General features: G+C 73.3%; 21 protein-coding genes and 1 pseudogene. 8 read left to right on the forward strand and 14 right to left on the reverse strand.

Translation table 11 applies throughout. From position 1 onward, the window contains the following. Positions 1-125 precede the first annotated feature (125 nt). Positions 126-1,235, reverse strand: coding sequence for a nitronate monooxygenase family protein (locus tag AB0K37_RS01940; RefSeq protein WP_363973340.1), 1,110 nt, complete (start codon positions 1,233-1,235; stop codon positions 126-128). A gap of 361 nt (positions 1,236-1,596) precedes the next feature. Beyond that, entirely contained in the window at positions 1,597-2,757 is a 1,161-nt protein-coding gene (locus AB0K37_RS01945; protein ID WP_363973343.1) for a porin PorA family protein, read from the reverse strand. A 185-nt stretch (positions 2,758-2,942) separates the two neighbouring features. Here AB0K37_RS01945 and AB0K37_RS01950 point away from each other — a divergent pair, with 185 nt between their 5' ends. Both AB0K37_RS01950 and AB0K37_RS01955 read left to right on the forward strand, forming a co-directional pair. Then, positions 2,943-3,734, forward strand: coding sequence for a methyltransferase domain-containing protein (locus tag AB0K37_RS01950; RefSeq protein WP_363973346.1), 792 nt, complete (start codon positions 2,943-2,945; stop codon positions 3,732-3,734). A 59-nt stretch (positions 3,735-3,793) separates the two neighbouring features. After that, positions 3,794-4,975, forward strand: a complete 1,182-nt coding sequence (locus AB0K37_RS01955) for an acyltransferase (protein WP_363973349.1) — start codon at positions 3,794-3,796, stop codon at positions 4,973-4,975. 2,110 nt (positions 4,976-7,085) lie between these two features. Here AB0K37_RS01955 and AB0K37_RS01960 read toward each other — a convergent pair. The 9 genes and pseudogenes from AB0K37_RS01960 to AB0K37_RS02000 form a co-directional block, all read right to left on the reverse strand. Next, positions 7,086-9,167, reverse strand: a pseudogene (locus AB0K37_RS01960) (alpha-(1->3)-arabinofuranosyltransferase family protein); the annotation flags it as partial. A 34-nt stretch (positions 9,168-9,201) separates the two neighbouring features. Continuing rightward, positions 9,202-10,386, reverse strand: coding sequence for a glycosyltransferase family 4 protein (locus AB0K37_RS01965; RefSeq protein WP_363973352.1), 1,185 nt, complete (start codon positions 10,384-10,386; stop codon positions 9,202-9,204). After that, a complete protein-coding gene (locus tag AB0K37_RS01970) occupies positions 10,383-11,285 on the reverse strand; it encodes a glycosyltransferase (protein WP_363973355.1) in 903 nt (300 codons plus the stop codon). The genes AB0K37_RS01965 and AB0K37_RS01970 overlap by 4 nt, the downstream gene beginning before the upstream one ends. 13 nt (positions 11,286-11,298) lie before the next feature. Further along, positions 11,299-11,430: a hypothetical protein gene (locus AB0K37_RS01975; protein ID WP_258942032.1), complete on the reverse strand. Its 132-nt coding sequence runs from the start codon at positions 11,428-11,430 to the stop codon at positions 11,299-11,301. Next, positions 11,430-13,154 carry a hypothetical protein gene (locus AB0K37_RS01980; RefSeq protein WP_363973359.1) on the reverse strand — a complete coding sequence of 575 codons (1,725 nt, stop codon included), beginning with the start codon at positions 13,152-13,154 and terminating at the stop codon, positions 11,430-11,432. The genes AB0K37_RS01975 and AB0K37_RS01980 overlap by 1 nt, the downstream gene beginning before the upstream one ends. Positions 13,155-13,184: 30 nt before the next feature. After that, the gene (locus tag AB0K37_RS01985) at positions 13,185-15,317 is read right to left on the reverse strand and encodes an acyl-CoA dehydrogenase (RefSeq protein WP_363973361.1); all 2,133 of its coding nucleotides are present in this window, start codon (positions 15,315-15,317) and stop codon (positions 13,185-13,187) included. A gap of 51 nt (positions 15,318-15,368) precedes the next feature. Beyond that, positions 15,369-16,640, reverse strand: a complete 1,272-nt coding sequence (locus tag AB0K37_RS01990; protein ID WP_363973364.1) for a hypothetical protein — start codon at positions 16,638-16,640, stop codon at positions 15,369-15,371. Positions 16,641-16,737: 97 nt separating this feature from the next. Continuing rightward, complete coding sequence (locus tag AB0K37_RS01995; RefSeq protein ID WP_363973367.1) at positions 16,738-17,676, reverse strand: EI24 domain-containing protein; 939 nt, start codon at positions 17,674-17,676, stop codon at positions 16,738-16,740. Positions 17,677-17,687: 11 nt separating this feature from the next. Beyond that, complete coding sequence (locus AB0K37_RS02000) at positions 17,688-18,557, reverse strand: SDR family NAD(P)-dependent oxidoreductase (protein ID WP_363973370.1); 870 nt, start codon at positions 18,555-18,557, stop codon at positions 17,688-17,690. A gap of 84 nt (positions 18,558-18,641) precedes the next feature. Here AB0K37_RS02000 and AB0K37_RS02005 point away from each other — a divergent pair, with 84 nt between their 5' ends. Next, positions 18,642-19,511, forward strand: coding sequence for a TIGR03619 family F420-dependent LLM class oxidoreductase (locus AB0K37_RS02005; RefSeq protein ID WP_363973373.1), 870 nt, complete (start codon positions 18,642-18,644; stop codon positions 19,509-19,511). 23 nt (positions 19,512-19,534) lie between these two features. Further along, positions 19,535-19,972 (forward strand): nuclear transport factor 2 family protein, encoded by a 438-nt coding sequence (locus AB0K37_RS02010; protein WP_363973376.1) that lies wholly within the window; start codon positions 19,535-19,537, stop codon positions 19,970-19,972. A 34-nt stretch (positions 19,973-20,006) separates the two neighbouring features. Here AB0K37_RS02010 and AB0K37_RS02015 read toward each other — a convergent pair whose 3' ends face one another. Further along, positions 20,007-20,804 carry a nuclease-related domain-containing protein gene (locus tag AB0K37_RS02015; protein ID WP_363973379.1) on the reverse strand — a complete coding sequence of 266 codons (798 nt, stop codon included), beginning with the start codon at positions 20,802-20,804 and terminating at the stop codon, positions 20,007-20,009. Positions 20,805-20,954: 150 nt separating this feature from the next. On the opposite strand from AB0K37_RS02015, the gene AB0K37_RS02020 reads away from it, so the two are divergent. The 3 genes from AB0K37_RS02020 to AB0K37_RS02030 are packed head-to-tail and all read left to right on the forward strand — an operon-like array spanning position 20,955 to position 22,194. Beyond that, complete coding sequence (locus AB0K37_RS02020) at positions 20,955-21,290, forward strand: metalloregulator ArsR/SmtB family transcription factor (RefSeq protein WP_363973382.1); 336 nt, start codon at positions 20,955-20,957, stop codon at positions 21,288-21,290. Next, positions 21,287-21,784, forward strand: coding sequence for an SRPBCC family protein (locus tag AB0K37_RS02025; RefSeq protein WP_363973385.1), 498 nt, complete (start codon positions 21,287-21,289; stop codon positions 21,782-21,784). The genes AB0K37_RS02020 and AB0K37_RS02025 overlap by 4 nt, the downstream gene beginning before the upstream one ends. Then, positions 21,781-22,194 carry a VOC family protein gene (locus tag AB0K37_RS02030; protein WP_363973388.1) on the forward strand — a complete coding sequence of 138 codons (414 nt, stop codon included), beginning with the start codon at positions 21,781-21,783 and terminating at the stop codon, positions 22,192-22,194. The genes AB0K37_RS02025 and AB0K37_RS02030 overlap by 4 nt, the downstream gene beginning before the upstream one ends. A 31-nt stretch (positions 22,195-22,225) precedes the next feature. Here AB0K37_RS02030 and AB0K37_RS02035 read toward each other — a convergent pair whose 3' ends face one another. Then, positions 22,226-22,999, reverse strand: a complete 774-nt coding sequence (locus AB0K37_RS02035) for a hypothetical protein (protein ID WP_363973391.1) — start codon at positions 22,997-22,999, stop codon at positions 22,226-22,228. A gap of 199 nt (positions 23,000-23,198) precedes the next feature. On the opposite strand from AB0K37_RS02035, the gene AB0K37_RS02040 reads away from it, so the two are divergent. Continuing rightward, positions 23,199-23,759 carry a GNAT family protein gene (locus AB0K37_RS02040; RefSeq protein WP_363973608.1) on the forward strand — a complete coding sequence of 187 codons (561 nt, stop codon included), beginning with the start codon at positions 23,199-23,201 and terminating at the stop codon, positions 23,757-23,759. Between the two features lie 12 nt (positions 23,760-23,771). Here AB0K37_RS02040 and AB0K37_RS02045 read toward each other — a convergent pair whose 3' ends face one another. Next, positions 23,772-24,887, reverse strand: coding sequence for a glycoside hydrolase family 25 protein (locus AB0K37_RS02045; RefSeq protein ID WP_363973394.1), 1,116 nt, complete (start codon positions 24,885-24,887; stop codon positions 23,772-23,774). Positions 24,888-25,073: the final 186 nt, after the last annotated feature.

Below are 25,073 nucleotides of genomic sequence, written 5' to 3' on the forward strand. Positions count from 1 at the left end.
AACAGCGGCCACCGCCGGTATCCGGGCTTTAATGATCTTCGTCCGGGCCGCCGCACGGCCGGGAACGCGTGCGGCCCCGGACGGCGCTGGGAGGAACAGCGCCGGCCGGGGCCTTCGGGGGGCGGTCAGCCCTCGGTGATGGCGTTCAGGCGCTCGATCGCCTCGACGTACTCCTCGATCAGGTCGTAGACGACCTGGGCGGCCGGCTTCACCTGGTTCATCGATCCGACGATCTGGCCCACCGGGAAGGTGACCAGCTCGCCGTCGCCGGACCGCTGGATCCGGGGCAGGGCGTCGGCGATCAGCATGAACTGCATCGGCATCGGGAGGTAGCCCGGCGAGTTCTCGCTCTCCCACGCCTCGGTCCACGCGGTCTTGAGGAAGCGCGCGGGCTTGCCCGTCCAGGCCCGGGACCGGACGGTGTCGCGGGACGTGGCGTTGAGCAGCTTCGGCAGGGCCCGCTCCGGGGTGTCGGCCTCGTCGACCGTCAGCCAGATCGAGCCCGTCCAGACGCCGTCCGCGCCGAGCGCCATGCCGGCGGCCATCTGGCGGCCCCGCCCGATGCCGCCCGCCGCGAGCACGATGGTGTCCTCGCCGACGGCGTCCACGACCTCGGGGATGAGGACCATGGTGGCGACGTCGCCGGTGTGCCCGCCCGCCTCGGTGCCCTGCGCGACGATGATGTCCACGCCGACCTCGACCTGCTTGCGGGCATGCCGGGCGTTGGACGCCAGCCCGGCGACCTTCACGCCGTGCTCGTGCGCCTGCTCGACGACGTCCGCCGGGGGCGGGCCGAGCGCGTTGGCCAGCAGCGCGATCGGGTGCTTGAGCGCCACCTCGACCTGCGGCCGCGCGGTCACGTCCGTCCAGCCGAGCAGCGCCTTGCCGGCCTGCTCGCTCGGCGGGTCGACCCCGTGCTCGGCCAGCAGGTTCTCCAGGAACTCCCGGTGCTGCGCCGGGATCATGCCCTGGAGCTTGCCGAGCAGCTCCTCGGCGTCGCCGACGTCGGCGCCCTCGTACTTGGCGGGCATCACGACGTCGACGCCGTAGGGCTTGCCCCCGACGTGCTCGTCGATCCACTTCAGCTCGAGTTCGAGCTCCTCGGGGGTGAAGTGCAGGGCGCCGAGGACGCCCATGCCGCCGGCGCGGCTCACCGCCGCGACCACGTCGCGGCAATGACTGAACGCGAAGATCGGGTACTCGATGCCGAATAGTTCGGTGACTCGTGTCCGCACAGCCACGACCCTAGGCGCGGACCCGCAAAACTGCAACAGGTTCTAGTTAGGAATCTCATCCCGGGCGCATGCCAGCCCGGCTTCTAGAACACGTATCAACAAGAGCGCTCGGCGAGACGGGCCGACGCACGCGGAACGCCGCGGCTGCAAGAGCTGGAGGCAGCGGCGAAGCCCGCGGAGCCGGGGGACGCGGCACGAAGGCGACCGGACGCACGCGGCCGAGCACGCCCCTTCCACCGCCGCGGACCAGGAGGCGGCGGCGAGGTGTGCAGAGCGGCATACGGGTCGCGGCGCGAACTGGGCACGGGGGCGGGCACCGCCGGCCGGGCGATGAGACGGCGGGCCGTGTCGGCCCGCGGGGTCAGCGGCGTTTCGCGGGACCCGCGGCCCTGCGCTGCTGGCGCTGGCTGCGGGGCGCCGGACGGCGGGTCTCGGGCGGTCCGGCGGAGGGGGCGACGGGCGCGGCTGATTCGGTGGGCGCCGCGGACGGCTTGGCCGGTCCGGGCGGGCCGGACGGCCTGGGCGGGCCGGGCGGGGTCATGTCGCCGAACTTGCCGTCGGGGCGGCGCGGGGCCTCCAGGGGCGGGGCCTCGCGGCGGGACATGCCGAGGTGGCCGCCGACGAAGAGCAGGACCAGGCCGAGCAGGACGCCGGCGGCCGGGACGTAGCTGCGCACCATGTCGATCTGCAGGGCGGTGCTGTTCGCCATGCCGACCAGGCCCTTCTGGTCCCTGTCGACGGTGATGAGGTCGGCCTGCGCGACGATCATCGAGCCCCTGCCGTCGGCCGTGCGGACGGTGCTGCGGATGTTCTCGCGGTGCTTGACCGGGATGCCCGTGCGCGGGTCGACCCAGACGGTGTTGTAGGCCTCGGTGTACCGGTCGACCTTCTGGCTCCCCGCGTCCTCGGGCAGGCCGAGCATCTTCGCGGGCAGCTTGGCGTCCAGCGCGGCCGTCTTGGTGAGCGGGATCGTCTGGGTGAACCGGTACGTCGTCAGCCCGTGGACCTTCTCGACGGCGTTGAACTGCATCGGCGCCGTCTGCTTGGTCGTCATGTCGTAGAAGGGGTAGTCCTTCTTCTGCACGTTCGCGATGGGGAACAGCAGCCCGTACCCGGTCATCCGGACGCCGTTGTCGCCGTCGACGTTGGCGCCGCAGCAGTTGGTCAGCACGCCGGTCCGACGGTCGAAGGCGATGCGGTAGCCCTGGATCTGAACGGGCTTGTCCGGCTTCTCCTGGTTGTAGATGTTGGTGGTGGAGTCCCAGACCGCGATGTCGTCGTTGCCCTCGTTGGCGCGGACGTCCCCGCGGACGGTGTTCTTGGCCAGCAGGGTGACGCCGGTCTTCAGCTTCAGGTCGGCCTCGTCGAAGTACGTGGATCCCTTCGACTCCAGGTTCGTCACCTGGTAGCGGTTCAGAGGCGCGACGACCACCTGGTCGGCGACGTAGAAACGGACGAGCGGCGCGAGCGTGAGGAAGAACGCGCCAAGGCCGATCAGGACCAGGCCGACCGGTCGCCGCATGAACACCTCCGGGGCTGCCGTCGCTCGCACGGCGGGCGGGGGCCTCGCCGAGCCGTCGAGCCCCACCTCCAGCATGTCCGGGTCACCCTACCGGACCGCCGTACTGGTCGGTAAGCTCCCCGTTACCTTGCGGGCGCCCGATCGGCGGGACGACCGGGCCCGACGACACGGACGGTGAGGTGGCGATGGCGGCGGCGCCCCCCAGGCGGGACGGAGCACGTCCCGGGAACGGGCACCGGGCCACGCTGGCGCGGTCGGTACGGCTGCTGAGCGCGTTCCGGCGCGAGCAGAGCGAACCGGAGTACTTCTACGGGCTGATGGCGCGCGACACCGTCGCGCAGCTCGGCTCGTACGCCGATCTGGCAGGGGCGACCGTCGTCGACGTGGGGACCGGCTCCGGCTTCTTCGCCCGCGCGCTGGCGGACGCCGGGGCGCGCTGCACGGGCATCGACCACGACCTCTCCGAACTGGCGGCGCACGCCGTCGACGTGCCGAACACGCTCGTCGGGAGCGCGCTGGCCCTCCCCTTCCGCACGGGGTCGGTCGACGTGTGCTTCTCCTCGAACGTCCTGGAGCACGTCCCCGAGCCCTGGCGCATGGCCGACGAGATGGTCCGGGTGACCAGGCCCGGCGGGACGATCTTCCTGTCGTTCACCAACTGGCTGTCCCCGTGGGGCGGCCACGAGACGTCCCCCTGGCACTATCTCGGCGGCGACCGGGCCGCGCGGCGCTACGAGCGCCGGAACGGGTTCCCGCCGAAGAACCGGTTCGGGCTGGGCCTGCACCCGGTGTCGGTGTCGTCGGCGCTCAGGTGGGCCCGCGGGAACGACCAGGCGACCGTCCTGGACGCGCTGCCCCGCTACCACCCGCGCTGGGCGGAGGCCGTCGTACACGTCCCGGGCCTGCGCGAGATAGCCACCTGGAACCTCGTCCTGGTGCTCAGGAAGCACGGGGGGCTCGGGAGTTCGGGTTCGTGAGGGCCGGTGAGCGGGCGGTTCCGTCTGCGGCGCCGCCCATATCGGGGCACCAGGACACCGTGGACGGCCTGCGGGCCGTGGCGGCTCTCGTCGTCCTGGTCTTCCATGTCGCGAGCGCGGCCGGTTCGATCACCAATCCGAACGGCGCGCGGTGGCTGTTCAACGGCGGCCAGGTGGGCGTGCCGATCTTCTTCGCGCTCTCCGGGCTGCTGCTCTACCGCCCGTGGGCGGCGGCCGTCCTGGACGGGCGGGCCGCGCCGCGGACGGCCGAGTACCTGCGCAGGCGCGTGTTCCGCATCCTGCCCGCGTACTGGGCCGTGGTCGTGGTCTTCATGCTCACGGCCGGACGCGACCACATCGGCGACCCGCTGACCTGGGGATCGCTGCTCACCCTGACGCAGACCTACCTGCCCGACCCGTGGTGGAACGGCGATCTCGGGCCCGCGCAGCTCGGGCAGATGTGGAGCCTCGTCGTCGAGGCCGGCTGGTACGTCCTGCTGCCGTTCACCGCGGCCGCCCTCTCCTGGTACGCGCGCCGGACGGGCAGCCGCGACGTCGGCGTCCGCGCCAGGCGGCTCCTCGTCGGGATCGGCCTGTACGCGGCGCTGTCGTTGCCGTGGACCGTCCTCATGTTCGTCCCGGAGCGGCACACCGGGATGGGGGTCTGGCTGCCGCGGTACTTCGCCTGGTTCGCGATCGGGATGGCGCTCGCGGTGGTGACGGTGTGGGCGCGGCTGGACGAGCGCCGTCCCGTGGCCGCGGTGTGCCGCGCCGTCTCCGACTCGTGGGCGGCGTGCTGGGTCGCGGCGGCGATGCTGTACGTGGTGGCGGCGACGCCCGCCGCCGGGCCGCTCAGCCTCCAGACGCCGGACGCCTTCTGGACGTCGCTGCTGCACGTGGTCGTGTTCGGGCTGTGCGCGGCGGCGCTCGTGGCGCCGGTGGCGCTGGCTCCGGCGGACCATCCGGCGCTCGGCGCGATCCTGGGGAACCCGGTGATGCGGTTCCTCGGCCGGATCTCCTACGGCGTGTTCCTGTGGCAGCTCCTGATCATCATCGCCTGGTTCGACGCGACCGGCCGCGGCTTCCGGGGGAACGTCGTGACGGATCTGCCGGTGGTGGCTGCGGCGACCATCGCAGCGGGGGCCCTGACCCACTATCTGGTGGAGTGGCCGGTCCAGCGGCTGACCCGCCGCCGGGCGCCGTCCCGTCCGGCGGACCCTGCCCGGGCGCCGTCCAGCTGAGCGGGATCGGGCCGCCGGAGCCGCCGCCGGGCGGCTTCGGGCGCCACAGCTCGACCGCGAGCCGCCCGACGATCACGAGCCCGAGCAGCTGCGGGGCGATGTCGCCGAGCGGGCCGGACGGGGCCGCCGGGTTGTCGATCAGGTCGAGCCGGACACCGGCGGCGAGGCAGCCCGCCCCGGCGAGCATGGCGAGCGCGACCGGCCACGGCGAGGCCAGGGCGCGCGGCACGGCGGAGCGGCGGGTGCGGGCCCAGCCGCAGGCGGCCGCGACGGCGGCCGTGACGGCGAGGCCGGGCAGGCCGGCGATCCAGCCGCCGAGCGCGGCGGCCAGCCCGACCGCCGCCCACGCGGGCCAGCCCGTCCCGGCGACGAGGGCGCGGGGCTCCGGGCCGCGCCGCCGGCCCCGCCGGGACGGCCAGACGGCGATCACCAGCAGGACGAGCAGCAGGACGAGGCCCGCGACGACGGCGGTCCGCTGCGCCCGGTCGGGGGCGTAGGCCAGCTCGACGACGCCGCTGGTGCCCTTCGGGACGACCCAGCCCTGCTTCCAGCCGTCGAGGCGGACGGCACGCAGCTCGGTGCCGCCGACGGTCGCGCGCCATCCGGTGTTGAAGTTCTCGTTCACGGTGAGGAAGGAGGCGGTGGCGGCGTCCACCTCCAGCCTGCGCGTGCTGGAGCCCCATTCGAGCACCTTGACCTGCTGCGATGGCCGGGCCGCCGCGGCCGCGCGAGGCTTCGCCCCGACCGTCACCGTGTCGAGGCGGTAGGGGTCGAACGGCGCGGACGCCAGCCGGTTCCGGCCCGCCTGGAGCGCGGCGGGCGCGCAGGCGCTGAACCGCACCGGCCGGCCCGCGAGCAGGTCGCCGAGCGTGCCGGTCGCCTTGGTCTGGACGGCGGCGCCGCCGATCCGCAGTTTCGGGCCGTACCCGCACGGCAGCCGCAAGGGGAGGGCGCGGACGTCGGGGATCGGCTTGACGCCGGGAATGACGAGGTCGGTCACCTGGATGGGCTGGGCCTGGCTCTCCCGGAAGAAGGTGAACGTGACCCGGTCGGTCGTCATCGGGGCGAACGCCAGCCTGCCCTGGGCGTCGGACAGCCCTTCGCGGGTCTGGCCGTTCGCCCCCTCGACCCGGACGCGCATCGGCCCGGAGGCGGAGGGCGGACGGGTGACGGTGACGGCCGCCAGCCGCTTGCGGCCCTTCCACCGGACGGTGTACGTGGGGGCCTCGTCCCGCTCCCCCGCGATCCAGGCCGTCTGCGGGTCGCCGTCGAAGCCCGCCCTCGGCTGGTCGGCGGGATGGTCGGCCAGGACCGAGCTCGCGGTGACGGCCGGCTGCCCGCGGACGGCGGTGAACCGCTCGACGAGCCGCCGGTCCGTGAGCACGGCCGTCCCGGTGACGGCGGCCCGGCCCGCGGCGGCGGTGAACGTCCGGTCGAACCCGGCCTCCTCCTCGTCGCCGGACCCGAGGGACGGCGAGCACACCCAGCGGCGGCTGCCCTTCACGCACTCGCCCGCGGCGCCCTGCGCCCGGCTCATCACGTACGTCGCGGGCCCGGCGAGGCCGGCGGGCGCGGGCATCGTGAAGGTGCGGGCGGGCCGCACGCCGCCGATCGACAGCTCCGCCACGCCCGCGCGGGCGAAACCCGGGACGAGCGGCTCGGAGGCCAGCCCGAGGATCCGCAGCCGCAGCCAGCGGGTCGGGCCGCCGGGCGCGCGGAGGGGCTGCCCGGTCACGATCTTCTGGACGTCCTGCCGCACCGTCCCGTTCTCGGTCTCGACGGCGACGCGCGAGACGGCGGGGCCGAGGGACCCGTCCTGGAGGAACGCGGCGGTGAGGTTCGAAACCTCGCGGGGCCGGTCGAAGTCGACGCGGAGCCACTGCCCGACCGGCCCGTGCCAGCCGCCCGTCTTCCAGGCGGTGAACTGGTCGCCGTCGAGCGCCGCGAACGGGGTCGCCTCGGGCTCGCGCGCCTGCGGGACGGCGTCGTCGCCCGCCGCCGAGGTGGACGCCGTGACGTCGCGGACGCCGCCGCCGTACGTCACGTGGGTCGCGTAGCGCTTCCAGCCCGTGTCGAGGACGTCGGCGGCCTCGCCCTCGCGGGCGGCGGTCAGCGTCGGGGACGTCTGGTGCAGCTCGCCGAAGTTGCGGCGCAGCAGGCGGGGCGAGTCGGTGACGACCGGGGCGCCCCTGAGGTCGGCGGCGTCGTCGTCCAGCAGGACGGGCCCGTCCGGCAGCGTGCCGCCGTCGGCCATGGGCAGCAGCGACTCCGGCCCCCCGTACACGCGGACGGGGTTCGCGGCGTCGGCGAGGGTCGCCACGCCGGCGGCGCCGGCGACCTCGTAGACCTCCAGCGCCGGGTACTTCTGGTCGACGGCGGTCACCGCGTCGTCGGCGTCCCCGCCGACGGGCGCGCCGAACGCGGCGGCCCTCCGCATCCCGGGAGAGTCGCCGAGCGCCTGGTGGAGGCGGGCGGGCCAGGCGCCCCGCAGCGTCTCGCGCCGCAGGTCATTGCGCACCAGGACGTACCGGACGCCCATCCGGCCGAGGAAGGCGCTCAGGCCGGGCGACCCCTGCCCGGACCGGACCTGCTGGTCGATCGCGTCGAGCGCGCGCGTGTACCCGGGCGACCCGGCCGGGACGAGCTGCCGGACGCCCCACCGCGCCGACAGCAGCGGCTGGACGATGTCGTCCATGGGGCGGCCCCACAGGTACTCGCCGAACGGCGCGCCCGGGACGGCCAGCACCCCCTGCCGCCCGGCCCGCGCGTTGATCCATGCCGCGGCGTCCCGCCAGTACGGGGGCACCTCCGTGAACTCGCCCGGCCCGGACAGGCCCCGCGAGGCGGCCGTGACGCCGATGCCGCCGAGTGCGACGGCGGCGGCCACCGGCACGCTGAGCAGCGACTTCAGCACCGGGCCGGACGCGGGCCCCGCCCCGCGGCCGCGCACGCGGCCCGCCGTGTGGCGGGCCGCGGCGACGAGCGCGTGGGCCAGGCCGAGCGCGAGCGGCAGCCGCACGACCGCGTCGAACTTGTGCAGGTTGCGCAGCGGGGCGAGCGGGCCGTCGAGCAGATCGCGGAGCTGCCCGGCGAACGGGCCCGGCAGGCCGCTGAGGTGGCCCATCGACAGGATCGCCAGCCCGGCGAGCAGCGTCAGCAGCAGGAACGTCCGCTCGGGCAGCAGCCGGCCCAACAGCCCGGCGAGCCCGATCGCGGCGGCGAGGCCCGTGCAGACGATCGCGACGGGGCCGAGCGACAGGCCGTGCCCGACCGGCCACCAGACCTGCCCGTCCACGATCAGGTAGTTGACCCAGCGCTCCGCGCCGCGCAGGACGTTGATCAGGCCGGTCGGCCCGGCCGTGGTGCGCGCCTTCTCGGTGTAGGTCAGCCAGGAGAAGCCGTAGGTTCCGGTGAGCAGGAGGGGGGCGAGCCACCAGGCCACGGCCGCGCCCGCCGCCACCGACCACCACGCGAGCATCCGCGCCCGGAACGATCCGCGCGGCCGCGTCGCCACGTACACGACCGGGACGACCAGCACGGCGACGGTCGCGGTCGCGTTGATGCCGCCGCAGCAGGCGATCGCCAGTCCGGACCTCGCCGCCGCCCTGAGCCGCCCCGTCTCCCCGGCCGCCGCGCCGACCAGCGGCAGGACGATCCAGGGCAGCATCGCGACCGGCAGGTACTCCGAGGAGATCTGCCCGAGCGTGGCCAGCCCGTTCGGGGCCAGCGCGTAGGCCATCGCCGCGAACAGGCGGGCGCCCTGCCCGTCCCCACCGGCGCCGAAGCCGAGGCGCCCCGCGAGGCGCCAGGTGCCGGTGAACGCCAGGCACATCAGCAGCGCCAGCCAGAACCGCTGGGTGATCCAGGCGGGCATTCCGGCGAGGTCGCCGAGCGCGAAGAACGGGCCCATCGGGAACAGGTAGCCGACGGCCTGGTTCTGGAGCTGGCCGAACTGCTCGGGGTCCCACAGGTGCAGGGCGCGGCCGAGGAACCCGAGCGGGTTCACCGCCATGTCGATCTTGGTGTCGGCCAGGATCGCGCCGGGGCGGGTGCCGAAGGCGAGCGCGGTCAGCGCGAGGCAGCACGCGAGGACGCGCAGCCGGTCCCGCACCCGGCCCGCGACGTCCGGACCGTCCGGCACGGGTCGGCGGGACGCGCCGGCGCGGGGCGGATTCGCCTCTCCCACCGCCATGCTCGCCCTCTGCCCCTCTCTGCTCTCCCGGGCGTCAGCCAGGGTGTCCGTCACCGTACCTTCGGTCGCCTCGCGCACCGGCCTCGCGGGCCCGGACGGCGGCGGCGACGAGGTCCCGCATCCGGGCGGCGGTGCGCGCCCAGTCAAACTCTGCCGCCCGCCTCTGACATTCCGTGGCGATGCGATCACGCTCCGCGCGGTCGGCGAGCTCCTTGAGGGCGCGCCGGACGACGTCGGCCTGGTCGTCGCCCTCGCGGACGAGCCATCCGGTGGCCCCGTCGCGGACGGCGTCGCGCAGGCCGTCCACGTCGTGCGCAACGGTGGGGACGCCGAACGCGGCGGCCTCGATGACGCTGAGGCCCCAGCCTTCGCCCTGGGACGTGCTGAGATGCAGGTCGGCGCGGGCGACCAGGGCCGCCTTCACGTTCTCGGCGACGTAGCCGTGCGCGATGACGACCTTCTCCAAGCCGCGGGCTCTGATCCCGGTCGCGAGCGCGGCCGCCTCGGGGCCGTCGCCGACGATGTGGAGCTTCAGCCCGGGATGGGTCTCGGCGAGGTCGCCGGCGAGGTCGAGGAGGAGAGGGAGGCGCTTGTGCGGGACGAGCCGGGTCACGCAGACGAGATCCGGGTCCCCGGCGGGCTCCGGGACCGCGCCGTCGGGTTCGGCGACCACCGTTCCGTTGGGGACGACGTAGGTCGGACCGCTCCAGCCCAGCCGCTCCCTGACGGCACGCTCCGTGGACGGCGAGACGACGACGAACGCGTGCCGCCGGTAGGTCCAGCGGCTCACCGGCCCCTCCAGGACTCGGCCGACCCACGCGAGCCATCTGGGGAAGTACAGGCCGAACTGAGCGTCGTGCACATGGTGGATGACGCAGAACACCGGGACCCGGCACGGCATGACCCACGGCGTGAAGAAAGGGATGCCGTTCTGGCAGTCGACGACCGCGTCGAAGCGCCGCCGCCTGAGGCGGGAACCCAGCATCCACAGCAGGACGAAGGGGTAGACGGTGAAACGGCCGCCGAGACGTACGAACTCCACGTCCTCGACCCGTTCCCTGCGCCTCTGCCCCGGTGCCCTGCTCGTCACGTAATGGACGCGGGCTCCTTCACCGGCGAACCTGCGCGCCAGTTCCCACGCGTAGCGTTCGGCGCCGCCTGCGGAGGGATGCCAGGGATCCCTCCAGTTGACGACCGCCAGCCGCAGCTTCTCGCTCATCCCGTCTTCGCGCGCGGCGTGGGTACGTTCTCCGCCAGTGCGGCCGCGTTCGACAGGGCGACCGAACTCGACAGGGCGATGGGTTCGGACAGGGCGGCCGGCACCGGGCTCGGCTCACCGAACACCGCCCGCAGCGGCACGACCGGGATGTTCGGCCTCACCGGCATGAGAGGCAACCGGACTCCGGCGCGCGCGCGGATCCGGGCCAGGTCGAGCAGGCATTGCAGTGAATGCCGCCGGACCGAGAACGTCGATCCCGGACGGTCACGCCAGACCACCGGGATGTCCGTCACGGACGCTCCGCGCCGCACGCAGTGGGCGAGGAGTTCGACGTCGAACGAGAAGCCCGACGTGCGCAGGTCCTCCGCGGCGGCCCGTCCCAGGGGGCCGTAGAAGAACTTGAACCCGCACTGGGTGTCGGGGATGCCGCCCACGAGGTCGCGGACGATCCGGTTGAAGGTGATGGCGCCGAGGCGCCTGACGGGCAGCGCGTACCCCTGGACGACCGACCGACCGTGGCGCCTTGACCCGACCACGACCGGGCGGCCCTCGCGCAGCAGGACGATGGCTTCGTCCAGCGCGGCGAGGTCTGTTGCCATATCGGCGTCCATGAAGCCCACGTAAGGGGCCCGTGTCGCGAGCAGTCCGGCGCGGACCGCCGCTCCCTTCCCCCGGCGCTCGCACCGCACCAGCCGGACGGGGACCGGCCCGTCCCACGACTCGACGATGCCGGCCGTCCCGTCGGTGCTGGCGTTGTCGACGACGATGACCTCGGCCCGCGCCGCGAGGCCCGCGAGCTTGCCGCACAGCAGATCCAGTCCCGCCGGAAGCCTGTCGGCCTCGTTGAAGGCGGGAACGACGATCTCCAGAAGGGCGGGCCGGTCACGCCTGGTCCCCATCAGGGCCTACACGTCACCGGGAGCCGTAGTTGTACAGCGGCTTGATGACGGGGTCCTTCTGGGAAGCGCTTGCGAGCTGGACGGCGCCGAACGAGGCTCCGGAGGCCAGCAGGACGCCGACGATTGCGGCGATGGCGATGCGCATCAGGGGGTCCTTCGTCGGGGGTCGGGTCTGCGGGGCGTGATACCGCCGAGTAACGGGAAGCTCAGAGTAGTCCTTGAGGGCCTGATTGACCAGGAAACGGCGAGACCGGTCAGCACCCACGCGGCCACCACGGGCGCGACCGGGAGTGGGTCACGGGCCCCGCCCGCGACCCCGTCGATCCGATATACGACCAGGTCAGGGCCGCGCAGCACCTCCGTGGCCGGGCCCGAGGGACGGTTGCCCTCCGGCTCGGCGTCCACGACGACGTACCGTACTCCCTTGTCACGCAACGTGGTCACGGGCGGGGTTCCGGTCCGCGCGGCGGGCGCGAGCTCGACCGCCCTCGGATCCTCGGGCGCGACGGTCGTCCCGCCGACCGTGACGGCGTCGTCCACGATGACGCGGCGGTGCAGGTGGCGGGGCATCGGGTCGAGCACCCGGCGGCCGTGGTTCCACGGGTAGCTCCGGTAGGACGCCCAGGGCAGGACCAGCACGTCCCCGGGGGCGGGGTCGCCGTCAATGATCTGCCGTGCGCGCGCCCAGTCGTCCGGGTATCGGACGGCCCGCAAATCGCCCGCCGCACCCCACGCCAGCGTCGGCAGGAGAAGGACCGGGACCGCCGTCGCCGCGGCGGCCACTCCCGGCCACCGGGCCTCGGCCGCCCGGTCGGCGGCCGTCCCCAGCCCCACGGCGACCACGACGGCGAGCGGGGCCGCGAACTGCTGCCCGTCCCGGAGGACGGCGAACCCCGGCCAGAGGCCGATGACGCCTTCGAGGACGGGTGCCGCCACCGCTCCCCAGGCCGCGACGGCGAACCCGGCCGCAGCCGCGACGGCCGCGCCCCGCCGCCAGCCGGGCTCCCTGCACCATCTCCAGTAGGCGGCCAGCGCGACCACCACCACGACCAGCCAGATCGTCGCGGTGACCGGCGCCCCGTAGCCGCTCGGCACCGTCTCGCCGTTCCACACCCCGCCGAGCAGGAGCAGGCTGCCGAGCGTCCCGAACGGGGTGTCCGCCCTGGCCGCGAACAGGCCGACGGCCGTCCCGTCCCCGGGCAGGCCCGCGGGACGCAGCGCCCCCGGCACCAGCCAGGGCAGGCTGAGCACGGCCGCGGCCGCCGCGACCCGCAGGCCGGCGCGAAGCCCGTCACGCAGGCGGCCGGACCCCGACGAGGTCACGAGGGCGACGGCCAGGGCCGTCATGGCGGAGACCGCCAGCGCCGCGAAGCCGCCGATCGCGGCGGGCAGGAGGGCGCGGACGAGGCGGCGGCCACCGCCGGGCTCCTCCGTGCGCGCGGCCGCCGCCACCACCCACGGCAGGGCCGCGTAGCCGAGAAGGAGGGCCCACTGTCCGAGCAGCAGGCGTTCGGCGACGAACGGGTTCCAGGCGTAGCAGACGCCGGCGGCCAGGCGCGGCAGCAACCGGGGAGAGGGGACCAGCGACGCCGCCGACGTGCACGCCATCACGAAGACGGCCAGCAGGACGAGCTTCTGCACCGCGTCCGCCGGGACGATCGCGGCGAGCGCGGTGACGAACGCGTCGCTCGGCACATGCCGGGGCACGACCCCCGTCAGCCCGAACGTCAGGCGGGTGAACGCCGGGTCGGGCACGAACACCATGTCGTAGGACAGCACGAAGCCGGGCGCGAGCCCCGGCCCCAGCGCCGCGAGCCCGAGCCCGAGGCCGGTGAGGGCGGCCACCAGGTGCCGCGTCCGGTCGGTCAAGCAGTCCGCTCCCGCATGTGAGCCTGGACGCTACCCGACCGGCTCGGGGTCCCGGGGCAGGCCGAGGATCCGCTCGCCGATCACGTTCAGGTTGACCTCGGTGGTGCCGCCGCCGATCGTCATCGCCCGGGAGGCGAGCAGGTAGCGGGTCCAGCGGGCGCGCAGGGGGTCGCGGCGCCCGCCGGTCAGGGCGCCCTCCTCGCCGAGGAGCGTGAACCCGAACTCGGTGACCTGCTGGCCGTGCTCCATCGCCACCAGCTTGCGGACGTTCGCCGTCGCGCCCGGGTCGGTGCCCGACAGCCGCTTGAGCGTGGCGCGCAGCCCGAGCAGGTTGAACGCGTGCTCGTCGCAGGCGAGGCGCCCGATCCCGTCGCGGACGAGCGGGTCGCCGTCCAGGCCGAGTCCGGCCGCGAGGTCGAGCAGCTTGGGCAGGTCGCCGCCGAGCTGGAAGCTGCTCGTCAGCCCGACCCGCTCGTTGGCCAGCGTCGTGCGGGCCACGCGCCAGCCCTCGTTGACCGGGCCGACGACGAGGTCGTCCGGCACGAACACCCCGTCGAGGAACACCTCGTTGAACACGGCGTCGCCGGTGCACTCGCGCAGCGGGCGGACCTCGATGCCGGGCGATTCCATGTCGACGAGGAAGTAGGTGATCCCGTCGTGCTTGGGACGGTCCGGATCGGTGCGCGCGACGCAGATCGCCCACCGCGCTTCGCGGGCCAGCGACGTCCAGATCTTCTGCCCGGTGATCGTCCAGCCGCCCTCGGCGCGCTCGGCGCGGGTCCGCAGCCCGGCGAGGTCGGAGCCCGCACCCGGCTCGGAGAACAGCTGGCACCAGATGATCTCGCCGCGCAGCGTCGGCGGAAGGAAGCGGTCCTGCTGCTCCGCCGTCCCGTACCGGACCAGCGAGGGGACGACCCACGCCGCGATCATCAGCGGCACCGGGCGCACCTTCGCCGCCCTGAGCTCCTGCTGGATCACGATCTGTTCGAGGGGGCCCGCGTCCCGCCCCCACGGCTTCGGCAGGTGCGGCGTCACCCAGCCGCCCTCGGCCATCGCCGCCCGCTGTTCGAGCGGCTCCATCGCGGCCAGTTCGGCGACGCGGGCGCGGATCTCCTCGCGGACCGGCGCCGCGTCCTCCGCCAGCTCGATGCTCATCGGGCGCCGGACGCCGCCGACCGCGAGCGCGGCGACCTCCGCGCGGTGCGTGCTCGCCCGCCCCAGGAGCGCGCGGAGGGTGAGGGCCCGCCGGTAGAGAAGGTGGGCGTCGTGCTCGTAGGTGTAGCCGATGCCTCCGTGGACCTGGATGTTGCCCTCCGCGCAGGTGACGGCGGCATCCGCTGCCAGGACGGCCGCCACCCCGGCGGCGTAGGCGCGCTGGTCTTCCGGCTCGTCCAGGGCGCGCGCGGCGTCCCATACCGCCGCCCTGGCGCGCTCGACGGCGATGAGCATCCGCGCGCACTTGTGCTTGACGCCTTGGAACTGGCCGATCGGACGGCCGAACTGCTCACGCAGCTTCGCGTACGCGACGGCGTCGTCCAGGGCACGTCCCGCCACACCGCACGCCTCGGCGCCCAGGAGGACGGTGGCGAGGGCGTGCACGTCCACGCCGCTGATGAGGCGGTCGTCCGGAAGGGACACGCCCTCGACCGTGACCGATCCCACCGGCCGGGTGATATCGAGAGACTCCAGCGGCTCGACGGTGACGTCGTCCCGATCCAGGACGGCCCAGCGGTCACCGGCCGGGAGCACGAAGACGTCGGCCAGGGGCGCGCCCAGCACCGGCTGAACCGTCCCGGAGACGGTGGAGCCGTTCGTGGTGAGGCCCCCCGAAAGCCCGACCGCCGCCTTGCGGGTCCCCGCGACGAGGCCGCGCACGTCCGCCCCGGCCTTGTGCAGGATCGCGGACGCCAGCACGGTCGGCGCGTACGGGCCGGGAGCGAGGGCGCGGCCCAGTTCCTCCAGCGCGACGGCCTGCTCCAGGATCCCGAAGCCCTCGCCGCCGGCGTCCTCGGGCAGGTGCAGGCCGAGCAGCCCCTGCCCGGCGAGCGCGGGCCAGAAGCCCGCGTCCGCGTCCCGGACGGCCTGCCGTGTGACGGCCCGTTCGGCGAAGCCTCGCACCGCCGCCGCGAGCGCCTCGTGTTCCTCGGTCAGCCCGATGGCCATGGCCACACCTTTCTCAGGGGTGGCCCAGCGTATTAGAACGGGATTCGGTTGTCAGGAGGCGAGCTTGAGCTGCCCGAGGAACTGGTTGACGTCCGGCCACTGCTTGCGGTTCGTGTTCGGCATCGACGCGAACACCACCGCCGGCGCCTTCCGGCCGGTGTCGACCACCGCCAGGACGACGATCTCCCCCGTCGCGCGCACCCCGGACCGCTTGTAGGTGAGGTAGGAGGCGACCAGCCAGCCCTTGCGCCCGCCCACGTTCAGCGCCTGCGACGCGAGCGGGGCCGTCTTGTGGGGGAACGCGTAGTACTGCGCCTCGTAGCTCTTCGCGGCCAGCCCGGCCACGGTCTTCACGCTGTCCGGCCCCTGGTAGGCGCTCTGCAGGGACGGGATCAGCGTGCCGGTGAGGAGCTGCCCGTACCAGAACCGCCCGGCGTGCCGCTCGGTCAGGAGGATCTGCTGCCCCGACCATCCCGGCGTGCCCAGCTTGTTCTTCTTGGTGGGCACCTGCCAGGGGGCGGCGAGCCGCGGGTACGACAGCCCGGAGTGGACGTCGTCGACCCGCCCGAGCATCCGGCTCGGCTTCCCGGGGAACGTCGCGAGGCGCTTGTCCGGCGGCATCTCCACCTGCGCCGCCTCGGACTGCTCCGCCGCGGCCCGCCGGTCGGCGTTGCCGGGCGGGTCGGCGGTCTCGGCCGGCTCGTCGTCGCCGCTCTTCATGAAGTAGACGCCGCCGGCCGCGAGGAGCGCGACCACCAGCAGGCCGATCCCGCCGAACAGCACGAGCCGGGATCGGCCGCCGCGCTCGTCCAGGACGTCGCGCTGCGGCCTCGGCGAGCCGCCGAGCTTGGCGTCCGCGGCGTCCTCGTCCGCCATCCAGTCGGGCATCTGCCAGTTGCCGCTGCTCGGCTTGCCGGGCTTGGCCGGCTGCCCGGACCCGGTGGGGACCGCCGGGACGTACCTGTCGTCGCCGCCGCCGTCGCCGTCGCCCTCCTCGAAGAGCGAGCCCTCCCACTGGGGCGCCTCCTCGGCGGGGGGCTTCTCCTCGGCGACGGGCGCCACCTTGACGTCCTCGGGGTCGGGCTCCTCGCGCACGGCGGGCTCCCGGCGCCCGGTCTCGACCTTGCCCCAGACGTCGTGCGCCCCGGCGCCCCCGCCGGACGCGGAGAAGTCGGTGCGGCCCGTCGGCGGGGGCACCGGCACCTCCGGCACCTTCGGCTCGGGGAAGGCCGCCTGCGGCCCGGTCGCGCCCTCCGCGCCGTCCCGCGGCTCGCTCTCGCTCATTTCGGTCCAGCGCACACTGCGCTCCCCCTGATCGGACATGCGGCACACGTTACGCCAAGATCACTCGTGCCGTTCCGGCCGGTCATCACGCTCAGGACACATCTTCTCATCGCCTCGGTGCCGACGCCCCGGGCGCTCACGCGGGACTCGTCAGGCCCGCCTCGGCCGCCGGGTCGTCGGCCAGGCGTTCCCTCGCCAGCAGCGTCCCGCCGGCCACCGCGCCGGGCATCGCGAGCACCGCGCCGAGCGGAATGAGAAACACCACAAAGGTCGCCGCGCCGAACCCGACGGCCAGCGGGCGGTGGGCCTTCAGCCGCGCGAACCGGTCCCGGCGCCGCAGCCCGCGCCGCTCCAGCGCGATCGACGTCAGCTCGCCCGCGAGGAAGTAGCCCGACACCAGCGCCGCGACGACCGGGACGACCGTCTGCCCCACCACCGGCAGGAACCCGCACGCGAAGAACACGACCGCGAACACCAGCGCCACGGCCCCGAGGATCAGCGCGTCCTTGACCGCCCGCCCGATCTGGACCAGCAGCGGGACGTCCGGCTCCGGCGGCGCGCCGCCCCGCGACTCCTCCACCCGGACCGCGATGGCCTCGTAGAACGGGTCGCCCACCAGCAGCGTCACCGCCGTGAACGTGATGACCGCGAGGAACAGGGCCGCCCCGTACAGGGCGATCCCGGCCACGACCCGCGCCGACGTGCGCACCGCGTCGGACCAGCCGTCGGCGAAGCCCGTCACCCATCCGGCCAGGTCGTCGATCCGGTACGCGAGGAAGACCAGCGCCGCGGCGTACACCGCCAGGACGATCAGCGCGGGGATCAGCCCGAACAGCCACTGGGCGGGGTGCCGCGCCACCCATCCGATGCCGCGCAGCAGGTAGCCGACGCCGTTGAAGAAGTCCTTGAACGCCGACGGCCGCGGCGGCGGGCTCGGCTGCTGCGGAGGGTGGGGCTGGTGGGGGCTCGGCTGGGGGCCTGCCTGGGGGCTCGGCGGGGGGCCTGCTTGCGGGCCCGGCTGCGGCGGGCCGCTCCAGGCACCGGGTCGGTCAGGCGGTCCGTACGGTTGGCTCACGCACCCTGACCCTATAGGGCAGGCAGCCCCACAAGACGGACAGAACGGTCCCAAACCGCGCGCCGCAGTTCCGAATCCTTCAAGGCCTCGACCGTCGGCAGCCTTCCGGCTCCCGGCGTCGTGCTGTAGTAGCCGCCGCTGCACCCCTCGAACTCCTCGTCCAGCGCGAGCCGCAAGGCCATACGCGCTCCCTGCGCCGGGGTCCGCAACACCGGGGTGTGCGAGAACAGGGCCAGGATCCGCTCGGTGCCGCGGACGTCCCTTCCAAGGCTCGTGGCGACGAACCCCGGGCAGACCGCGTTCGCGGTGACGCCGCTGCCCTCCATCCGCCTGGCGAGCTCCTGCGCGAACAGGATGTTGAGCAGCTTCGACCGCCCGTACACGCGCAGCGCCCCGGACGGACCGTACGACCCGGGCTCGGCCATCCGCTCGACGTCGAGCCGGTCCGAGAACCGGTGCGCCTCCGACGCCACGACCACCACCCGCGACGGCGCGCCCTTCTCCAGCAGCCCCAGCAGCAGGTTCGTCAGCAGGAACGGCCCCAGGTGGTTCGTCGCGATCACGCGGTCGTACCCGTCCGCGCTGACCTTGGCCCGCAGCAGGTAGACGCCCGCGTTGTCGACCAGCACGTCCAGCCGGTCGAACCGCTCCTCCAGCGACGCCGCCACCCGCCGGACGTCCATCTGCACCGACAGGTCGCCGATGAACGTCTCGACCCGCGCGCCCGGCACGTCCGCGGTCAGCTCCTCCACCGTCGCGGCGGCGCGCAGCTCGTTCCGGCAGACGATCCCCACCAGCATCCCCGCCCGGGCCAGCCCCCGCGCGATCTCCTTCCCGATCCCGGAGGTCCCCCCGGTGACGATCGCGATCCTGCGCTCCATGCCCCCACCGAACCACCCCGCGCACCCCCGGGCAACAGCGCGGCGCCCCTGGCACCGAAGTGGAACACGTTCTACTATTTCCGCATGAGGTTCACCTACGCCGAGGCCATGACGGACCCGTCGTTCTACCTGCCGCTGGCCAAGGCCGCCGAGGAGGCCGGGTACACGAGCATGTCGGTCGCCGACTCGCTGGTGTACCCGAAGGAGTCGGACTCGGTGTATCCGTACACCGCCGACGGGAGCCGGGAGTTCCTGGAGGACAAGCCCTTCATCGAGACGTTCACGCTGATCGCGGCCATGGGGGCGGTGACCTCCCGGCTGCGGTTCACGCCGTTCGTGCTCAAGCTCCCGGTACGTCCCCCCGTCCTGGTCGCGAAGCAGGCGACGTCGGTCGCGTGCCTGACCGGCGGGCGGCTCGCCCTCGGCGTCGGGCTCAGCCCCTGGCGCGAGGACTTCGAGGTGATGGGCGTCCCGTGGGAGCGGCGCGGCAGGCGGATGGACGAGGCCATCGACATCGTGCGCGGCCTGAGCGCCGGCGGGTACTTCGAGTACCACGGCGAGCACTTCGACGTCCCGGCCATCAAGATCTGCCCGGCGCGGCCCTTCCCGATCCTGGTCGGCGGGCACAGCGAGGCCGCGCTGCGCCGCGCCGTCGTGCGCGGGGACGGCTGGATGCACGCGGGCGGCGGCGACGACCTGGACGGCCTGCTCGCCCGGCTGGACCGGATCCGCGAGGCGGAGGGCAAGGCGGGCGGCCCCTTCGAGGTGCACGTCATCTCGATGGACGCCTACACGCCCGACGGGGTGAGGCGGCTGGAGGACAAGGGCGTCACCGACGTGATCGTCGGCTTCCGGACGCCCTACGCCGAGGGACCCGACACCGAGCCGCTGGACAAGAAGATCGAGAAACTCGAACGGTTCGCCGAGACCGTCATCGCCAAGACCGCCTCCTGACCCCGAAACGAGAACACGTTACAGTGGATGCCATCGCCTGGGACGCCCCCGACGCCGACCACCCGGCCCGCCGCGCCGCCCGCGCCTCCATGACCGCCGTCGCCGAGGGCCGCAAGGACGACTGGCTGTCCCTGTTCGCCCCGGACGCCCTCATCGAGGACCCGGTCGGCCCGTCCTTCCTCGATCCGGAGGGCGCGGGCCACCGGGGCCCGGACGGCATCGAGAACTTCTGGAACTCCTTCATCTCGACGATCGCCGGCTTCCGCTTCCGCGTCGCCGACTCCTTCGCCAACGGCCCCTGCTGCGCCAACGTCGCCACGATCACGACCACGACGCCCGACGGCGCCACGATGACCATCGACTGCGTCCTCGTCTACACGGTGGACGGCGCAGGCAGGATCACGTCCCTGCGCGCCCACTGGGAGCCCGACCGCGCCATGGCCACCCTCACGGCGCCGTGACCTGACGTAGCCCGGTCTGGGCGGGCCGCGGCGGTCAGCGGCGCCCTCCCGACCGGCGCCGCGCGTGGAAGCGGTGGTCGCGCCGGACCAGGTTCGCGATCTTGTGCTGGGTCTCGCGGTCGAGGACGGCGGCGGTCCTGGAGATCTGGTCCAGCAGGGACCGGGTTCCGATGCCGACGACGTCCACGCCCGGATTGCGGCAGGTGCCGAGTTCCGCCCGGTCGTGCATGACGACGACCGCGGTGCGCACCGGGACGGACGCGCCGCGGGATCGCAGGAACTCCTCCAGCGCCCCGGCGACCTCGCCGACCTGCCGTCCCCAGCTCCGCCCCCGGCCGTCTGCCAGGACGCCCGACTCCACCCGGTTGCCGTAGCGGTCGAACTTCTCGAAACGCCAGTCGTCGCCGGTGACGTGCACCCGGACGCCGCGGCCCTTGACCTCGACCGCCCAGACCCCGCCGGACCCGACCAGCAGATGGTCGACCTCGCCGCGCCGGTTGGCGTATCCGCGGAACAGCGTCCAGTCCCCGCGCAGGAAGCGTTCGAGCTCGGACGCCACCCGGTCCTCGGCGTCGACGCCGGCCTGCTGCTGCGCGCGCCGGTGCAGGACCCCGGGGTCGGCCACCGGCGCGGCCCGCTGGGCGGCCTGGAGTTCCCGGGCGTCGCGGAGCCACCTGCCCAACTGCCACCATCGGCGCGAGGCCTGCTGCCGGCGGCGGAGGGCCTCCACGGCCCGGCCGTGCTCGGCGATGCGGTCTCGCTCGCGGGCGATCGCCGCGTCGGTGTTCTGAAGTTGAGCTCCCGGATGGTCTGAAAGCACTTCGATCCGCATCGCCCAAACATAGATCTTTCAGCCCATATGCAGACGGGCAATTCCGGCCGGCTCATCACCCGATGTCCCCTCTGGTTCGCAGCCCCCGCTTGACAGACCTCGCGGCCATCGACTACAAAACCAACTGGTTATAGAACCGAAAGGTTTGCCTTGGACACCCGCACTCTGGACACCACCTTCGCCGCGCTGGCCGACCCGACCCGGCGGGCGATCCTGACCCGCCTCACCCAGGGCGACGCGTCGGTGGGCGAGCTGGCCGCCCCGTTCGCCATGAGCCAGCCCGCCGTGTCCAAGCACCTGCGCGTGCTCGAACGCGCCGGCCTGGTCTCGCGCGGCCGGGACGCGCAGCGGCGGCCGTGCCGGCTTGAGGCCCGCCCCCTCCGGGAGGCCCTGGACTGGCTCGCCGACTTCCGCCAGTACTGGGAGGAGAGCTACCGGCAACTCGACGAGCTGCTCGCACGGCTCGAAGAGCAGGACGACTCGTGACCGTCTGGCAGCCCCGTGGAGCCGGCCTCGCGGTCAGCGCGCCGTCCGACACCGAGATCCTGCTCAGCAGGACGTTCGACGCGCCCCGGCGGCGGGTGTTCGACGCGTTCACCCGTCCGGAACTGCTCATGCAGTGGCACGGCGCCCGCGGCTGGCGGCTCGCCGTCTGCGAGATCGACCTGCGTCCCGGCGGCGCCTGGCGCTTCGTCTCGCACGGCCCGGGCGGCGCCGAGATGGGCTACGGCGGCGTCTTCCTCGAGGTGGACGCGCCCGCGCGGCTGGTACAGAGCGAGATCCGCGACGGCTGGGAGGCCGGCGAGGCCCTGGTCACCACCGTCTTCGACGAGCGGGACGGCCGCACCGCCATGAACATCACCGTTCGCTACCCCACCCGCGCGACACGCGACAGCGTGCTCCGCAGCCCGATGCGGCGCGGTGCGGGCGAGTCCTACGACCGACTCGACGACCTGCTCTCGAAAGGACACCACCCATGACCGAGTCCCCAAGTCCGGTACTGCCCGTCCGCCCCGGAATGCTCATGCTCGAACTCGTCCCGGTGCCCGTCGAGGACATCGACCGGGCCAAGGACTTCTACACCGGTCTCGGCTTCAACGCCGACGTCGACGTACGACCCGCGGACGGCGTCCGCTACGTCCAGCTCACCCCGCCGGGCTCGGCCTGCTCGATCGCGCTGACGGAGGGCCTGCCGGGCATGGACATGCCGGTCGGGACGCAGCGCGGCCTGCACCTGGTCGTCAGCGACATCGAGCAGGCCAGGTCCGACCTCATCAAGCGCGGCGCCGACGTGGACCCGGTCGAGGACATGGGCGGCGTCTTCTACGCCCGCTTCGCCGACCCGGACGGCAATACCTGGACCCTCCAGCACATGCCCTGGCGCCCCTGAACCACCGCGACGGCCCGACGCCCGCGATTCTCTAACGCAGGACACCCGCCTCCACCTGTGTGGAGAACTCCTTCAGAACGCGGCGGCCTTTGTAGAGCCTGACGGTCGCTGATTCGACCCGCCCGACTTCGGGGCCTTGGAGACCGGCACCAGTCTTCCTGAGGACGAAGAAACGATCGGTCACCGGCGCTTCCGCGGATCCGCCCCCCGAGGCCGTGAACGTGACACGCGTGCCGCCTGACACCGGGAGCCGACCGGCCACGTGCATCTCCCACCCCGGCTCGGCGTCGGGCCCGCCGGCGTCCAAACTGCCCCCGCCCGTGTCGTCATAGACCACGTTCTCGGAGACCTGCCCCAGGGGCACCCCCCAGACACGGGCGGCCTGATGAAGGCTCGTGTCGCTCACACTCGGCCTCCCGGACCGGTCGAGCGAGCAGAGCCGGTAGGCGGCCCTGCTGCCCAGCAGCACCGTCCGTCCGCGCGAGTCGCGAACAGAGGTGGCTAACACCCGGAAATCGGATACCCGCGTCCCCGACCCGGTCACCCTCGCCTCGCTCCTCGGATCCCCGGGGTCCGGCACCGAGACGCGAGGGTCGCCGACCATGCACGCGCGGACGACGGCGAGCTGCTCGGGAGTGTTCGAAGGCAGCGCGACGGAGTTCGGCGCGGGCTTGGGCAGCGGCGGGTCGTCCGCGAGGATCGGCGGGGACGGATCAGTGACGATCAGTGCCATCACCAGGGCCCCGGCCGCCACGGCCGCGGCGCCCAACCCGACCCAGGCCGCACCACGAAGCACGCCGCCCACGGCCACCCCTTCCTCTCGGCGCCGAAGTCTCGGCCACCATCGCGGATCGGAACGAGCATGTACAAACGATTCTTCAGGCGCAAGGCATCGCCAGTCACGGGGCGCCAGTCGCGGGGACGTCGTCGGCGCATGGGGCTCGGGTGCCGGGCCGTGAGAGGATCCACCGCAGTCTGTGCTGGTTCTGACCGTGGAGGCGTGGATGTACGCGGTGTCCCTTGGCGACGACGGTGCGGAGCTGCGCCCCCTCGAACCATGGCAGGCGGACGAGTTCCTGGCCCACATCGACCGGGGACGCGATTTCATCGGCCGGCACGTCGGGCTCCCGGACCGTGTCACGGACCTGGAATCCAGCCGCGCGCACTTGCAGGCGTACGCGGACAAAGCCGCAGCCGACAGGGGGCGCATCTACGGGATCTGGGTCGACGGACGGCTGGTGGGCGGCGTCCTCTTCGTGTCGATGGACGTCGCCCAGGGCACCGCCGAGGCCGGCTGCTGGCTGGAGCCGTCGGCGGCGGGCAAGGGACTGGTGACCAGAGCGGTGCGCGCCATCATCGACTGGGCCATCGAAGAGCGCGGCATCCACCGCGTGGAATGGCACGTCTCGGCCGCCAACCAGCCCAGCATCTCGGTGGCGAAGCGGCTCGGGATGACGAAGGACGGCACCCTGCGGGAAAGCTACCTCTACCGCGGAGTGCGGCAGGACATAGAGGTCTGGTCAGTGCTCGCCCCAGAGTGGCGAGCATTCGGACAGGCACCCTAGAGCCGTTCCTGGTCAGCTGCGGTCCTGGGCTATGGTCCAGCGGCCTGACGTCGCGCGGGGTGCGGGGCGGCCGCCGGGGTCGCCTCCGGAGGGGAACACGGCGATCGCGACGTACACGTGCTGGCCCTTGCTGAGGCCCTTGGGCATGGCGCCGGTGACGTACTGGGCGCCGCTGGTGGCCAGGGCGTCGGCTCGGGTTTCGGACCACACCCCGGCCGACTGGCCGTTCTTCCAGTCGTGGACCTCGAACCGCATCTGGTACTCGTCGCCGGGGCCCATTCCCTCGACGCCGACGACGGCGGTGATGTCCGCCCACGTGGAGAGCGGAGCCACGTAGCCGGGATAGCCGTCGGGATGGTCCTTGTCCGGTTCCGAGTGGGAGTCGGCCGGGTCGGCGTGGGTGACGTCCCAGTTGAGGACAGTGAACCGCCCCCACGCCAGAGCCTGGGGCCTGGACTTGCCGTAGCTGCTGCGGATGGGCACTTCGTCCTCCTCGTGTGACCCGAGGGCCAGCGCCTTCAGTTCCGCGAGCGAGCCGCGGAAGGCGTTGACGTCGCAGCGGCCCGTGATGCCCGGTACCAAGCCGCTGGACGAGTACTGCAGGATCGACATCGGCTCTCCGCCGTACGGGATCCAGTAAGAGGCGGGGACCTTCCGGTAGAGGGCGGCCGGAGAGCCGGAGCCCGTCACGTACCGCGACTGCCAGATCGTGTCGAAGAAGCCGAGGTCGGGCCGGCCGTGCTCCTCCCAGTACCAGCGCGGGAAGTAGCCGATGACGGGATGCCCGCCGGTGCGGCGCTTCACCTCGGCCACCCACGCCCGGGCAGTGGTCGCGTCCGCGCCGGACGCCTCGACGTCGAGTGCGACGGCGAGGCGGGACACGTCACCGGCCCTGTCCAGGAAGTAGCGGGCTTGCGCGGCCCCGTCACCCCCATGAAGGAAGTGGTAGCCGCCCGGTACGAAGCCGGCGCCCAGCGCGAGCATCGCCGAGCGGTTGTGGCTCCAGGTCGGATTCACGTAGGTGGTCGATTCGCTGACCTTGGAGAAAGCGAACCGGACTCCCGAGGCGTGGACTCGCCGCCAGTCTGGTCTGCCCTGATAACTCGCCACGTCGACCCCGTACAGCACGACGGCTCCTCCCCTGGCCCGCGCATCGCGGACGGAACACGATGCGGCACCACGAGGAACTTACTCTGAGCAACCGCTTGGTCACGATCGCCGATACGGGAGGAAGTCATAGCGGATCGGATCGTAAGGCGCTGTCTCCACCGCACCCGCGTGGAGACCATTGCCCCGGTCGGCCACACTGAGGCG

Source organism: Actinomadura sp. NPDC049753 (assembly GCF_040674655.1).
GTDB lineage: Bacteria > Actinomycetota > Actinomycetes > Streptosporangiales > Streptosporangiaceae > Spirillospora > Spirillospora verrucosospora.

Bases quoted from the DNA above. Each gene is read 5' to 3' on its own strand.
- AB0K37_RS01945 (WP_363973343.1), bottom strand. From the start codon at position 2,757: ATGCGGCGACCGGTCGGCCTGGTCCTGATCGGCCTTGGCGCGTTCTTC.
- AB0K37_RS01965 (WP_363973352.1), bottom strand. From the start codon at position 10,386: ATGAGCGAGAAGCTGCGGCTGGCGGTCGTCAACTGGAGGGATCCCTGG.
- AB0K37_RS02015 (WP_363973379.1), bottom strand. From the start codon at position 20,804: ATGCGGATCGAAGTGCTTTCAGACCATCCGGGAGCTCAACTTCAGAAC.
- AB0K37_RS01970 (WP_363973355.1), bottom strand. From the start codon at position 11,285: ATGGGGACCAGGCGTGACCGGCCCGCCCTTCTGGAGATCGTCGTTCCC.
- AB0K37_RS02030 (WP_363973388.1), top strand. From the start codon at position 21,781: ATGACCGAGTCCCCAAGTCCGGTACTGCCCGTCCGCCCCGGAATGCTC.
- AB0K37_RS02000 (WP_363973370.1), bottom strand. From the start codon at position 18,557: ATGGAGCGCAGGATCGCGATCGTCACCGGGGGGACCTCCGGGATCGGG.
- AB0K37_RS01985 (WP_363973361.1), bottom strand. From the start codon at position 15,317: ATGGCCATCGGGCTGACCGAGGAACACGAGGCGCTCGCGGCGGCGGTG.
- AB0K37_RS01990 (WP_363973364.1), bottom strand. From the start codon at position 16,640: ATGTCCGATCAGGGGGAGCGCAGTGTGCGCTGGACCGAAATGAGCGAG.
- AB0K37_RS01975 (WP_258942032.1), bottom strand. From the start codon at position 11,430: ATGCGCATCGCCATCGCCGCAATCGTCGGCGTCCTGCTGGCCTCCGGA.
- AB0K37_RS02040 (WP_363973608.1), top strand. From the start codon at position 23,199: ATGTACGCGGTGTCCCTTGGCGACGACGGTGCGGAGCTGCGCCCCCTC.
- AB0K37_RS02005 (WP_363973373.1), top strand. From the start codon at position 18,642: ATGAGGTTCACCTACGCCGAGGCCATGACGGACCCGTCGTTCTACCTG.
- AB0K37_RS01950 (WP_363973346.1), top strand. From the start codon at position 2,943: ATGGCGGCGGCGCCCCCCAGGCGGGACGGAGCACGTCCCGGGAACGGG.